Genomic DNA, 14,090 nt, shown 5'->3' with positions numbered 1-14,090 from the left:
TTTACATGCTGGCTTTCAGTTCCATTACCGCATCGCGAAGCTCCGCGGCCCGTTCAAACTGCAGCGCCTTGGCTGCTTCCTTCATTTCGTGCTCCAATCTTTCGACGAGCGCCAGCTTGTCGGATTTCGACATCTTCGCTTCGCTGTAGACAGTCTTGTAATCGGCTTGCTCCTCCGCAGCCTTCGTTGCTTCGATTACATCGCGCACTTTCTTGCGGATGGTCTGCGGTGTAATCTTGTGCTTCTCATTGTATGCAAGCTGAATGGTACGGCGGCGCTCTGTTTCATCAATCGCCTTCCGCATCGAATCGGTCATCTTGTCCGCATACATGATAACCCGTCCCTCAGCATTCCTCGCTGCTCGGCCAATGGTCTGAATGAGAGAGCGCTCAGCCCGCAAGAATCCTTCCTTGTCGGCATCCAGAATGGCCACAAGGGATACTTCCGGCAAGTCCAGCCCCTCCCTCAGCAGATTAATCCCCACCAGCACATGAAAGACGCCAAGCCGGAGATCGCGCAAAATCTGCATGCGCTCCAGTGTTTTGATCTCCGAATGCAAATAGCGCACCTTAATGCCCAGATCCTTCAAGTACGCGGTAAGATCCTCCGCCATCTTCTTGGTCAACGTGGTCACCAGGACGCGCTCGTCCCGCTCTATGCGCAGATTGACCTCGTGGAGCAGATCGTCTATTTGCCCTTCCGTCTTGCGCACCTCGATTTCCGGATCGATCAGCCCGGTAGGACGAATGATCTGCTCGACCATTGTCGGACATTTCTCAAGCTCATAAGGGCCTGGCGTTGCGGATACATATACGATCTGCCCGATCTTCTCCTCGAATTCCTCAAAGCGCAGCGGCCGATTGTCCAGTGCGGAAGGCAGGCGGAAGCCGTGCTCCACCAGCACTTCCTTGCGGGCCCGGTCGCCGTTGTACATGCCCCTGATTTGCGGCAGAGTAACGTGCGACTCGTCCACAACGATTAGAAAATCATCCGGAAAATAGTCGAACAACGTATAAGGAGTCGCTCCCCGCTCGCGGAATGTCAGCGGTCCCGAGTAGTTCTCGATGCCGGAACAGAAGCCCATCTCCGCCATCATTTCGAGGTCGTAGCGAGTCCGCTGCTCCAGGCGCTGCGCCTCCAGCAGCTTGCCTTGATCTCTCAGCTCGGCAAGCCGTTCCTCGAGCTCCCGCTCAATATTCACAAGCGCCCGTTTCATCGTCTCTTCATGCGTAACGAAGTGAGAAGCGGGAAAAACGGCGACATGCTCCCGCTCCCCGAGGACTTCGCCTGTGAGTACGTCTATTTCCGTTATGCGCTCAATTTCGTCGCCGAACAATTCCACACGGAACGCGTGCTCGTCACGCGAAGCCGGAAATATCTCTACGACATCCCCGCGCACCCGGAATGTGCCGCGCACGAAGTTGATGTCATTGCGCTGGTATTGGATATCGATCAACTGATGCAAAATCTCATTGCGCGGCTTTTCCATGCCGACACGCAAAGATACGACCAAATCGCGATACTCCGAAGGAGAACCGAGACCGTAAATGCAAGATACGCTTGCCACGATGATGACATCACGCCGTTCAAACAGCGCGCTCGTAGCCGCATGTCTCAGCTTGTCTATCTCGTCGTTAATGCTGGAGTCTTTCTCGATAAATGTGTCCGAGGAAGGGATATAAGCTTCCGGCTGATAATAGTCGTAGTAGCTGACAAAATACTCTACCGCATTGTTTGGGAAAAACTCCTTGAATTCGCTGCAAAGCTGCGCCGCAAGCGTCTTGTTATGCGCGATCACCAAAGTCGGCCGATTCAGCTTTGCGATCGTGTGCGCAATCGTAAATGTCTTCCCCGTTCCCGTTGCGCCAAGCAACGTCTGATGCTTCTTCCCGGCGCGCACCCCTTCCGCCAGCTGCTCGATCGCACGGGGTTGATCCCCCTGCGGCTCGTAATCCGATACCAGCTGAAAGGGCCTGTTGTTTACGACGATCTGGCTCATCGTCATCTCCCCTTTCCAGTCCAAAGGACTCTAAAGCTATTCATCCTATGTGTCGCCCTGCGAGTATATGCTGTCAATCGATCCTTGAGACAGGGTCGAAAATGCTCGAATAATCAGAATGTGTGTTCCCATTCCCTCATTATAGCTGTTTTCCTATTGATGTGCAAATGACTTCTGCGATATAAGCGAAGGATAGTCGGAAATTTCCTGGCCAAGACAAACAAGACCCGCACAATGCTCTGCATGACAACATTGTGCGAGTCTTCTCTTCTATCGCCGCAGCACGCATGCCTTGCGACGGCTACATGCCTACACCGTCGGCAGGCGGCGGATCGCTCCCTCTCCTGCGCAGGCCGGCCATCTTCATTTTGAAGTAAGACCACAGCGGCTTGCTCAAAAACTCAACATATACATCCGTCCTGTTGTCCGGCGAGAGAATGATGCCCAATTGATGATGCTGGCCGGCATAAAGCGCCCGCTGCACGAAGCGCGGCTCGCTGCGGCGGTCCAGCAGCTCCAGCTTGCAGAACGCCGAGTTCGTCTGAATGGCTCTGTGCAGGTCATCCTTCGAGCGAACCTTGCGCCCGTTCGCAGCCGTAATGATCTCGCCGGCGCGAATGCCCATCTTGTCGGCCGGACTGCCCGGCAGTATGCCCAGTACACGCAGCCCTCTGCTGTCGTGAATGAAAAGCGGCGGATCGCGTTCCTCTTCGCGGTGGCTGAGCAGCGCTATCGCTTCATGAAGCAGAATAGCCAATATCCCCGCTGGAATCAGCGACCACTGCTGCCACAGCGTCAGCAGCGCCAAAGCCAGAAGGAACACACTGTACGCCGCAAGCCGTGCTGCCGTCATGCGCGTTTTCACTTCCGCCAGCCTGGTCTTTGTCAATTCGCTGAATCCGATCAACACGGGAAATGCCGCAAACGTCCATCCGGATTCGGCTCCCGCAGGGAACAGCGTATGCCAGGGAAGTGCAATCCCGCCTGCATCGCCGGCAGGCACCATCAAAAATAGCGGAACCGGCCAAAATCCCTGGATGCCATAGGCGCCAACGATTTTGCCTCGCTTGCCCTCAACGAACAATGGCGTAGCCCAGCGGCTCCCTTGCAGCCGAATCAGCGCGGCCTCCGCCATGTGAGTGAGCGCCGCTAATATCAAAAGCGACGGTACGTGCACGCCTGCGACCGCATCCGTCAGCCAACCCGCTGCCGCATGGACTTGATGTCCATCCTGCCAGCTTGCGGGAAGAAGCTCATAGACTCCCCGAATGATGCCCAGCATGCCGGCCGCATACGCCAGACAAAAGTACCGAATTCGGAGCCAAACCAACAGAAGGGCTGTTCCCCATAGCAGGATCAGCGTTTGTCCATTCACCTGCATCCCGATAAATGGAAAAATCAAGCTCATCGCAAGTCCGACAGCCCAGCCTGCGCCAACAGCAGCGAGCATAGGCCCTGCGAGTGAATGCAAGCGAGTATGATAGCAGCGTCGTTCCAGGTACATCTGCCTGCGGTAAAGCAGCCACAAAAAGAGAAGCGCAATATAATAGAATGGCGTCAAAAACAACATGCCTACTGCTTGAGCCAGATTGATAAGTCCATCAGTTAGCATTTCCATCAGGATGGTGTCTCCTCACAATTATTCCCTGCCTGCAAAGCGAAAAAGAAGGCTGACCCCGTCAACCTTCTTTTTCTAATTCGCTTTTTCGGTCGGGATATCCTGCCGAGTCGGCGAAAATGTTAGCGGAGCGTTTCCAGTAAATATTGGATCGCTGCCTGAAGCTGCACATCGCTTTCCGGTTCTAGCATGCGCTCAATCAGCTCCTGCTCCAGCTTGATCGCCGTTTCTTCGTCCAGCTTGCCGGTCGCCGTCAAGTTGAAGTCGGTCTGGAAAGCTTTCAGGGCTTCGGCGGTTTCTCTGCTGAAATATCCGTCTTCACGTGCCGGCGAGTAGCCGACCCCTTTCAGAATCAATTGCAGATTGGCAACCTCCGGACCGAGATCATCCAGCTTCAGCGCCCGATCCTTCGGAAGCGGCACAGCATGGTAATAGTCGGGCATTTCCACTGTGATATCGGGCTGCACGCCTGATTCGTTGATGCTCGTGCCATTCGGCGTCAGCCACCCGGCTATCGTCAGCTTGATGGTGCTGCCATCGCCTGTCCCGCTGTCATATGTGGATTGGACCAGTCCCTTGCCGAAGGTTTTCTCGCCGATAACCTTGACGCCTGCGGACTGCTGCAACGCCGCCGCGAATATTTCCGCTGCACTCGCGCTGCCGCCGTTCACCAGCACAGTAACCGGATATGGCTTGCCTGTTCCTTCGGAAACTTGCTTGGAACGCTTCCCTTCCCGGTCCTGCACCTGCACGATCGTTTTTCCTTTAGGCACAAAGGGCTCCGCCATCTGTGTGATCACCTGCAGGATGCCGCCGGGGTTGTTGCGCATATCGATAATGAGCGCCTTCATTCCCCGCTCCTCCAGAGCTGCAAGCTCCTCCTGGAAGCGCTGCGCGGTGTTAGTCGCTATCTGACGCACTTCTATCTTGCCGATTCCATCTTCCATCAGCTCCGCGAAGACGGTCTCGACATCAATGTCCGCTCGCACGACAATAATTTCGATCGGCTGGGAACTGCCGGCCCGCAGCACTTCCAGCTTCGCTTGCGTGCCTTTGGGGCCCCGAATTTTCATAACGGCCTCATTAAGCGTCAAGCCATCCAAGGATTCTCCATTTACGGAGAGGATGACATCCTTCGCCCGGATGCCGGCTTTTTCCGCAGGCGAGCCCTTGATAGGCGCCACAACCGTTACACGGTCGTCCTGCATCGTAACCTCCGCGCCGATACCGCTGAAAGTCGATTCGATCATCGAGTCGTTGAACTGCTCGGCTTCCTGCGCATCCATATAAACGGAATATGGATCCTCAAGCGAGCTCAGCATGCCTGATATGGCGCCGTCAACCAGCTTGTCGCCATCCACCTCTTCATAAAACTTCGTCTGGATCAGTCTATATACAGTTTCGAGCTTCTGCCTTTGTTCCGCTGTCAATTCGCCAGGCCCCGCTTCTTCCGAGCCGCCCGGAGCTTGGGCTGGAACGCGTCCGCCCTCCTTGCCCACCGATGCTTCCTGGCTGGGCTGGCTGCCATTCGGCTGGTTGGCGAAGATCGATCGATCCATCCATTCCAGCGCAAACATCGTCAGCAGGCTGCCTAACAAAGCCCCCAATATTAGAATCGCGGCCAAATTCCGGCCCTTCATTGTCACGCGCTCACCACCTTAAGTGCTGTCTTCCTGTCTGTCTAGTATATGACAGGCATGCCCCATTTATCAACTTTGTCACAAAGCTGTATAGAAAAGGGGCACCCCTCCGTACTGCGTAAGGATGCCCCGACTCGCCAAATCAGAATTCCGTATTTTATAAGGACAAATAATCGGCCGGATTAACCCAGCTGCCGTTCTTCTGCACCCCGAAGTGCAAGTGAGGCCCGGTGGATCGACCGGTAGAACCAACCTTCCCTAATACCTCGCCTGTATCCACTACTTGTCCAACTTCTACTTTAATCGAACCCGTTGTCATATGACAATACCACGTACGAATGCCGCCCCCGTCGTCAATGACGACGGTATAGCCGTACCCGTTCACCCAGCCTGCTATCGTTACCGTTCCCTTGTGCGCTGCAACAATGTTGGTGCCGGACGGAGCTCCGAAGTCAATGCCGTAATGCGATGCGCCCTTCTTCCCGGTAATTGGATCGACACGCGTGCCATATCCGCTTGTAATGGGGTACCATTTCTCCAACGGGTAGGCAAGATTGCCGCCGCTATTGAAATTAATCAACTGCTTCTGCTTGGCCAGCAATTCCGCCTGACGGTTGGCCAGCTCGGCCGCTTCCTGGCTCATTTGCTCGGAGACGCCTTCTTCGTGTTCAATATTCGCATTCAGCGACGCGATCTGAACCTCCCGTTCCTTCTCCTTGGCGACCAAGATCATTTCCAGTTCCGCCACTCTTTCGTAATCCGCAGTTTGCTGGGTCAGCAGCGCCTTGATCTGCTGCTCCTTCTCCATAATCAGCGCCAAATCATACCGGTTTGCATCCAGCATTTGCTTGTCCTGATCGACCAGCGACTGCAGCGACTGATAGCGGTCGAGGAAATCGGTGAAGCTCGTTGCGCTGAACAGCACTTCCAAATAAGAAACACTGCCGTTCGTATACATGAGGCGCAGGCGAGACTGCAGCTTCTCATCCCGCAGTCGTATGCGTTCTTCCGCCATCTCCTTCTCCTGCTGCGCAATATCCAGCTCAATTTCCGATTCCATGATTTCTTTCTGAATCCGAGCCTTCTCTGCACCGGCCTCCTCTATCTCCACCTGAAGCTGGGCAAGCTCGGCCTGAACAAGCTGCCTCTGATTTTCCAACTGGACAATGGTGTTTTTCGCTTCCTCCGCGCGTTTCTTGGCCTGGGCTTGCTTCGCCCGAACGGCTTCGATCTCGGCGTTAATTTGTTGAAGCTCTGAACGGGCTTGTCCCCGATCAGGCAGCGCATACGTAACGGCAACAGTCAATACCAGAATCAGCGGTACGATCCACTTTTTCAAAACCGTATTCCCCCTCGCTCACACTTTCAAGAACTTGCGGACAGAAATGGTGCTGCCCCATATGCCTATCAAAATGCCAATGCCCATTAGAGAGCCGAACACAGTTGATCTAACTTCCTCCACCGGCAGCAGCTGCAGCATCATCAGCCCCAGCTCTACCCGGCTTTGCTCCACAATAGCGCCATACCCGAAGTAGAGAATGAGAACGGGAATTGCCGCGCCTATTATCCCTAGCAAAGCGCCTTCTACGAAAAACGGCCAGCGAATAAAGTTATTCGTCGCTCCGACCAGCTTCATAATCGAGATTTCGCGGCGGCGGCTGATAATGGTCAGCTTGATCGTATTGGAGATCAGGAACATGGCGGTGAATGCCAATCCAATGACCAAGGCGATGCCGACGATGCGAATCGCATGCGTCACCGCAAACATCCGCTCCACGTACCCTTTGCCATACTGTACCTTGACAATCGGCGGAGGGGACTGTCCGCTGTTGATCGCTTCAATTTGGGCAGCGACAGCAGCGACATTGCGGGGCTCGTCCACCTTCACGGTGAAGGAATCGTTCAAAGGGTTCTGGTCGCCTTCGTACCCTTCGATAATTTCCCTATTCTCCTCCCCCAGCCGCTCCTTCAGCATCTCCAGTCCCTCGTCCTTGGAAACAAAGGTGATTCTGCTGACTTCCGGGATCTTGCCAATTTCATTCTGAATGCCGGCAATCTGCTCCTCCGGGACGACTACATCCAGATGTACCCGGATCTCGACAGTGTTCTCCAGTTCCTGCGCCAAATTGTCGACATTCATCACCAACAGCAAAAACACACCCAGAACAAATAACGATATCGCGATGGCCGATGCGGAAGCGAAGGACATCCAGCCATTCCGGATCACATTCAGATGGCCTTCCCGCAAGTGACGCACCAGCGTTCTAAACTTCATAGCCGTACTCTCCCCGCTGCTCGTCCCTGACAATGGTGCCGCCTTCTATGGCAACAACCCGTTTGCGCAGGTTATTGACGATTTCTTTGTTGTGTGTGGCCATGACAATCGTCGTGCCGCGGAAGTTGATTTCCTCCAGCAAGTGCATAATGCCGTTCGATGTCTCGGGATCCAGATTGCCTGTTGGCTCGTCCGCGATGATGACCGATGGATTATTCACAATCGCGCGGGCGATGGCTGTGCGCTGCTGCTCACCGCCAGAAAGCTGTGACGGCAGACTGTCTGCCTTATGCTTCAATTTGACGAGATCGAGCACTTCCATCGTCCTTCTCTTGATCTGCTTCTTCGGCGCCTCAATCACATCCATCGCAAACGCCACGTTTTCGTATACGGTCAGCTTGGGCAACAGGCGAAAATCCTGAAAGATCACGCCGATATTGCGGCGTACGAATGGAATCTTGCGCTGCTTCAGCTTCCCCAAATGAAAACCGTTCACGAAAATTTGGCCTTTGGTCGGCTTCTCTTCTCTATAAATCAGCTTCATAAACGTCGATTTTCCCGCCCCGGAGGGCCCTACTAAGTAGACAAATTCATTGCGGTCTATCTTGATGTTCACTTCTCGCAAAGCATGTGTCCCATCAGGATAATCCTTCCATACATCCTGCATTTCGATCACGGTATCACATCTCCTGTGTGTATCTGGCATTAGTCTATTTCGACACTAGACGAGGATTTCCTTTAGGAAGTTCGGAAAATCTCCATTATCTCACATTATACCATCTATCAGCGCAAATTTCGTCTATCTTTGCTAGGAAATTTGTGGGCAGGCCAAGCATAGAATGTAGCATAAAGGAGGATGCGGCCCGTGGAGCGTTGGAAATATCGAGGAAGCGGCAGGAGTCTCTGGCTTCTATTGGGGGCATGCATGCTGACATCCCTGCTTGCGGCAGCGGCCGTCGGCGTGTACGGCCTTCAGCAAACTGTACCGCGCGGAGTTCACATTGGCCCATGGACAATTGGCGGGATGACGATGCAGCAACTGGATCGGGAGCTGGGTCATCTCGCCGAAGCGCTGCGCCGGCGGCAGGTTGTAATCGAGTCAAGCGTTGGCCCGCCAGTGTCCATAACGATTGACATGGCCGGTATGGGGCTCCATTCGGAGCAGCTTCGCGACGATTTAGAACGCGTGTTGAACGGGAACCCCTACAGCCGGGCGCACGCGCGCTGGCAAATGCGCGATCAGGCCTTCCCATTGCACGCAACTGTACAACGAAGCGACATTGATGCGGTAGTACAGCGGGAGTGGGCGGATATTCAGGCGAGGCAGCCGATCAACGCCCAGCGGACCATCACCAGCCATGATACGGTGCAATACAAAGAAGGCCGATCTGTAGAGCATGTGGATGTTGATGCACTTGAGCGGCAGTTTTCCGGCATCAGCCAGCAGCTGCTCGAAGAAGCGCTGGTCGAGATGGCGCAGCATGGCGCAGCCAAGTCCCAGAAGCCGATTATGCTGAAGCTGCCGATGCGGGTAATCCCCCCCTCTATCACTGTGGATACTTTGAAAAACGAGGGGATCGAGCGAAAAATTGCAGAGTTCACGACTTCTTTCGCTCGCAGCGGCGCAGGACGCGTCCATAACATTCAGGCTACGGCGGATACCATCCAGGACATGATATTGAAGCCGGGCGATATTTTTGACTATGGTGCTGTTGTCGAAAAGACCAGACAAAACAGCGGCTACAAAGAAGCTCCGATTATTCTGAACGGCAAGTTCGTCCCCGGGATCGGCGGCGGCATCTGCCAGGTGTCCACCACATTGTACAACGCAGCGCTGCGCAGCGGACTTGAAATTGTCGAACGGCGCAATCACTCGCTGCCTATACAATATGTGCCGCTTGGGCAGGATGCCACCTTCTCATCCGGTTATATTAACTTCCGCTTTCGGAACAATACCGGCAAGCATCTGCAAATTCGCACAGCCGTGAAGGGCAAGACGATCACAATCAAGCTGTTCGGCACGCTGCCGCGCAACGTGCAATACCAGATTCGCTCGAAAGTTACCCGCACGATCGAGCCCCCTGTCAAGGTCGTGCGCAACAACCATTTGCAGCCAGGGGAAGAACGCCTGCTCCAGGAAGGCAAAGTTGGATATGAGGTGATTACAGAACGGATCAAGCTCGTTGACGGCAAAGCGGTAGAGACCGAAACGATCTCGACAGATCGTTATCAGCCCAAGCCCCGGCTTGTCGCACGGCATACCGGAGCTGCCGAAAATGAGCAGACGGCTCCAACAGGTCCGAAAAAGCAAATTATCGAGGATGGCGTATTCGGTCCGATCTTTGAATAATCCCCTGCCATGCGCAGCGCCTGTACCAACCGGGAATGAATCGGTCTGGGCAAGCGCCCGAATACCCTGCATCTGCCTGCATACCATGATAGGGTGAACGGGAGATTTCCATTGATGCGCCGGGGTACTACACGATTGCCGGGTGCGCAGAATTCTACATGATCGATCCGGTAAGCCGCAGCTTGAAAGAGTATACGGTCAAATCCAAACCCGTCTTTGTCGAAATCGTCGATATCGGGAGTAAGGGGAAGCGAACCTTCCTGTCCTGCTGCTGATTATTCTGCTCATGAGAAGAAAGGAGCTTGTCCCGGGTTCTCCTTTCCCCTCTTTATTTCCGGGCTGGCAACATAAAAAAAGCATGCGCTTCCCCGTTTGAGAACCGCATGCTTATATGCTTCCAGCTATTCCTTCTCTGTACGTGCTTCCACCCATTCGCGGGTTTGCACAAGCTCAGCCTCCGCCCGCTCTACCGCCTGCTCTACCTGTCGGCGGGCAGTGCCGCCATACACGTCGCGTGCATCGACCACGCTTTCCGGCTTCAACACATCGTAAATGTCTTCCTCAAACAGCTTGGAGAACTTATTGAACTCCTCCAGCTCCAAATCCAGCAAGTACTTGTTGTTCTGAATGCAATAGAGCACGGTCTTGCCAATCACTTCATGCGCCTGACGGAAAGGCAGGCCTTTATTGACCAGATAATCGGCAATATCTGTTGCGTTGGAGAAGTCCTTGTTGACCGCATCCCGCATCCGATCGCGATTGACCTGCATGGTGGCGACCATCGGGGCGAACAGCTGCAGCGCTCCCTGCAAGGTCTTGACCGTATCGAACATGCCTTCCTTGTCCTCCTGCATGTCCTTGTTGTAAGCCAGCGGAAGTGCCTTCAGCGTCGTCAACAGCCCGATCAGGTTGCCGTAGACGCGCCCGGTCTTGCCGCGAATGAGCTCGGGCACATCCGGATTTTTCTTCTGCGGCATGATGCTGCTGCCGGTGCAGAAGGCATCGTCCAGCTCGACGAAATTGAATTCAGTGCTGGACCACAGGACCAGCTCCTCGCTGAATCGCGAAAGATGCATCATAATCATGGAAGCCGCGGCCAAAAACTCCACTATGAAGTCACGGTCGCTCACTGCATCCAGGCTGTTTTCATATACACGATCGAAGCCCAGCTTTTCGGCTACAAAGTGACGGTCAATCGGGAAAGTAGTTCCCGCGAGCGCGCCTGCGCCTAGCGGCAGCACATTGATCCGCTTGAAGCTGTCCTGCAGCCGTTCCACATCGCGCTGAAACATGGCTACATATGCCATGAGATGATGGGCGAACAAGATCGGCTGCGCCCGCTGCAAATGGGTGTAACCAGGCAGAATCGTATCCAAATTGTCGCGCGCTTGTCCGAGCAGCGCCTCCTGCAAATTGGTCAGCAGCTGTACGAATTCCACAACCCTGCGGCGCAAATACAGGTGCATATCGGTCGCTACCTGGTCGTTGCGGCTCCGTCCGGTATGCAGTCTGCCGCCTGCCGGACCGATTTCCTCGATCAGCAGCTTTTCGATGTTCATGTGGATATCCTCATCGGAAACTGCATAGTCGACTTCACCGCGGCGGATTTTCATCTGCACCTGGTGCAGGCCCTCAGTGATCTTCTCCACGTCTTCGGGTGACAGGATGCCGCACTTGCCGAGCATGGCCACATGCGCCAAACTGCCCTGAATATCCTCCTCCGCCAGCTCTTTGTCAAAGCCGATGGAGGCTGTATATTCTTCTACCAGTTGGTCGGTCTTCTTCGTAAACCGGCCACCCCATAATTTGCTCATCGTGTTCTCCTTCCTTACTCACACAGATCGCCGGAGCAGCGCAGCCTGCGGGTCAAGCTCCCCAGCTGCGCGGGGACGCGACTCGCTCGCCGCCGTTGCTTCCGGCGTTATTCGTTCAGCAAAGGTGCTGTTACTTCTGTCAATTGTTGTGTTTCGACTGTTCGACCCCGGCCTGTACACGCAACCGCAAGGCGTTCAAGTTAATAAAGCCGGTCGCGTCATTCTGGTTGTACGCCTGCGTCGGATCTGCCTCCATTGTGGCGATATCCGGGTTGTACAAGCTGACCGGACTCTTGATCCCGGCGCTGATCACATTGCCCTTGTACAGCTTCATACGAACGGTGCCGGTGACATTTTTCTGGCTTTCCGCAATGAGAGCCTGGAGCGCAAGGCGCTCCGGCGCAAACCAGAATCCGTTATACACCAGACCGCTATAGCGGGAAATAAGCGAATCGCGCAGGCTCATGACTTCGCGGTCCATCGTCAGCGATTCCATCTTGCGATGCGCAACGAACAAAATCGTCCCGCCTGGCGTCTCATATACGCCGCGGCTCTTCATGCCGACGAAGCGGTTCTCGACCATATCGATCCTTCCGATGCCATGCTTGCCGCCAAGCTCGTTCAAGGTTTCCATCACTTCAAGCGGGCCCATGGCTTTGCCGTTAATCGCCACGCAGTTGCCCTGCTCGAATTCCATCTCGATGTATTCCGGCTCATCCGGAGCCCGTTCCGGCGATACGCTGAGCACATACATATCTTCGTTCGATTCCGCGCTGGCGTCGAACCAAGGGTCCTCCAGCATGCCGCTTTCAAAGCTGATGTGCAACAGATTGCGGTCCGTGGAGTATGGCTTTGCCGCTGAAGCGGTTACCGGAATCCCGTGCTTCTCCGCATAGGCGATCATTTCTGCGCGGCCGGGGAACTGCTCGCGGAACTCGTCCAATCGCCATGGAGCGATGCACTTGATCTCCGGCGCCAAGGCCGCTGCATTCAACTCGAAGCGCACCTGGTCGTTGCCTTTGCCTGTCGCGCCATGCGCAATGGCGGTCGCGCCTTCCGCGCGGGCAATCTCTACCATGCGCTTGGCAATCAGCGGACGGGCAATGCTTGTGCCAAGCAAATACTGCCCTTCGTACAGAGCCCCCGACTGAAACATCGGGAAGATAAAATCGCGGGCAAATTCCTCGCGCAGATCATCGATGTATACTTTGGACGCACCTGTCTGAATCGCTTTCTCCTCCAGGCCGTCCAGCTCTTCCTTCTGACCGATGTCTGCTGTAAAGGCGATAATTTCCGCATCGTAGGTTTCCTTCAGCCACGCCAAAATGACAGACGTGTCCAGGCCGCCTGAATAGGCGAGCACAATTTTTTCCTTTGCCACTGACATTCCCTCCCAAGCTCGTTCTTGTCTATATCCTCGATCCTTGCCGAAGTCTATTACATAATTGCTGCCATGATCGCCTTCTGCGCATGCAGCCGGTTCTCAGCCTGATCGAATACGATCGAATGGCTGCCGTCCATAATTTCCTGGGACACCTCTTCCCCGCGATGCGCCGGCAGACAATGCAGGAACCGGTAATCCGGCTTTGCGTATTTCACCAGCTCTTCGTTCACCTGATAGTTCTTGAACACCTGGAGCCGCTGCTCCTGCTCCGCCTCCATGCCCATGCTGGCCCATACATCTGTATAAATAAAGTCCGCTCCGTTTACAGCTTCTTTCGGATCGCGAAGCACTTCAATCTTCGCTCCAGTCTGTTCCGCATTCTCCTGAGACATCTCCAGCACTTCGCTATCCGGCTCGTAGCCTTCCGGCGTCGCGACCGCAATGTGCAAGCCAAGCTTGGCCGCCCCCATCATGAGCGAATGCACCATGTTGTTGCCGTCCCCAACGTAAGCGAGTTTTACACCCTCCAGACTTCCCTTAACCTCCAGAATGGTCTGGTAGTCGGCCATGGCCTGGCACGGATGAGACAGATCCGTCAATCCGTTAATCACCGGAACCGTCGCCCCGCGCGCCAATTCAACCACGTTTTTGTGGGCGAAGGTTCGAATCATGATGCCGTCCAGATAACGGGACATGACCTGTCCCGTATCCCACACGGTTTCGCCCCGTCCCAGCTGCAGGTCGTTGCGGCTCAGGAACAGCGCATGGCCGCCCAGCTGGTACATGCCCACTTCAAAAGAAACGCGGGTACGAGTGGAATTTTTCTCAAAGATCATGCCAAGCGTCTTGCCCTTAAGCGGCTGATAGAGCTCCCCTGCTTTCTGCTTGCGCTTCAGCTCGATGCCCAGGTCCAGCAAGTAGCGCACTTCATCCGGCGTATAATCAACCAGCGCCAGAAAATCGCGGCCCTTCAAGCCCGTTGCCAGCTCTTCTTTTACCGTATGATTCAT

At 54.7% G+C, this 14,090-nt stretch carries 10 protein-coding genes; 1 reads left to right on the top strand and 9 read right to left on the bottom strand.

The features are described 5' to 3' along the window. Position 1 precedes the first annotated feature (1 nt). The 6 genes from uvrB to ftsE form a co-directional block, all read right to left on the bottom strand. Positions 2-1,999 (bottom strand): excinuclease ABC subunit UvrB, encoded by a 1,998-nt coding sequence (gene uvrB, locus XYCOK13_RS14040; RefSeq protein WP_213412798.1) that lies wholly within the window; start codon positions 1,997-1,999, stop codon positions 2-4. 301 nt (positions 2,000-2,300) lie between these two features. Next, positions 2,301-3,617 carry a PDZ domain-containing protein gene (locus tag XYCOK13_RS14035; protein WP_213412797.1) on the bottom strand — a complete coding sequence of 439 codons (1,317 nt, stop codon included), beginning with the start codon at positions 3,615-3,617 and terminating at the stop codon, positions 2,301-2,303. A gap of 122 nt (positions 3,618-3,739) precedes the next feature. Beyond that, positions 3,740-5,257: a S41 family peptidase gene (locus XYCOK13_RS14030; RefSeq protein ID WP_244865165.1), complete on the bottom strand. Its 1,518-nt coding sequence runs from the start codon at positions 5,255-5,257 to the stop codon at positions 3,740-3,742. Positions 5,258-5,414: 157 nt separating this feature from the next. After that, entirely contained in the window at positions 5,415-6,596 is a 1,182-nt protein-coding gene (locus XYCOK13_RS14025; protein ID WP_213412795.1) for a murein hydrolase activator EnvC family protein, read from the bottom strand. Positions 6,597-6,614: 18 nt separating this feature from the next. After that, entirely contained in the window at positions 6,615-7,532 is a 918-nt protein-coding gene (ftsX, locus tag XYCOK13_RS14020; protein WP_213412794.1) for a permease-like cell division protein FtsX, read from the bottom strand. Then, entirely contained in the window at positions 7,522-8,208 is a 687-nt protein-coding gene (gene ftsE, locus XYCOK13_RS14015; RefSeq protein ID WP_213412793.1) for a cell division ATP-binding protein FtsE, read from the bottom strand. The genes ftsX and ftsE overlap by 11 nt, the downstream gene beginning before the upstream one ends. Before the next feature lie 189 nt (positions 8,209-8,397). Here ftsE and XYCOK13_RS14010 point away from each other — a divergent pair, with 189 nt between their 5' ends. Then, complete coding sequence (locus tag XYCOK13_RS14010) at positions 8,398-9,882, top strand: VanW family protein (protein WP_213412792.1); 1,485 nt, start codon at positions 8,398-8,400, stop codon at positions 9,880-9,882. 401 nt (positions 9,883-10,283) lie between these two features. Here XYCOK13_RS14010 and argH read toward each other — a convergent pair whose 3' ends face one another. The 3 genes from argH to argF all read right to left on the bottom strand — a co-directional run bounded on the left by argH (position 10,284) and on the right by argF (position 14,090). Then, a complete protein-coding gene (argH, locus tag XYCOK13_RS14005; protein WP_213412791.1) occupies positions 10,284-11,696 on the bottom strand; it encodes an argininosuccinate lyase in 1,413 nt (470 codons plus the stop codon). Positions 11,697-11,835: 139 nt separating this feature from the next. Then, on the bottom strand, positions 11,836-13,077 hold the full coding sequence (locus XYCOK13_RS14000) for an argininosuccinate synthase (RefSeq protein WP_213412790.1): 1,242 nt from the start codon (positions 13,075-13,077) through the stop codon (positions 11,836-11,838). A 56-nt stretch (positions 13,078-13,133) separates the two neighbouring features. Continuing rightward, positions 13,134-14,090, bottom strand: a complete 957-nt coding sequence (gene argF / locus XYCOK13_RS13995; RefSeq protein ID WP_213412789.1) for an ornithine carbamoyltransferase — start codon at positions 14,088-14,090, stop codon at positions 13,134-13,136.

Source organism: Xylanibacillus composti, from assembly GCF_018403685.1.
Lineage (GTDB): Bacteria > Bacillota > Bacilli > Paenibacillales > K13 > Xylanibacillus > Xylanibacillus composti.
The sequence above is the reverse complement of the archived record's forward strand: the minus strand, read 5'-3'. Positions and strand labels throughout refer to the sequence as shown.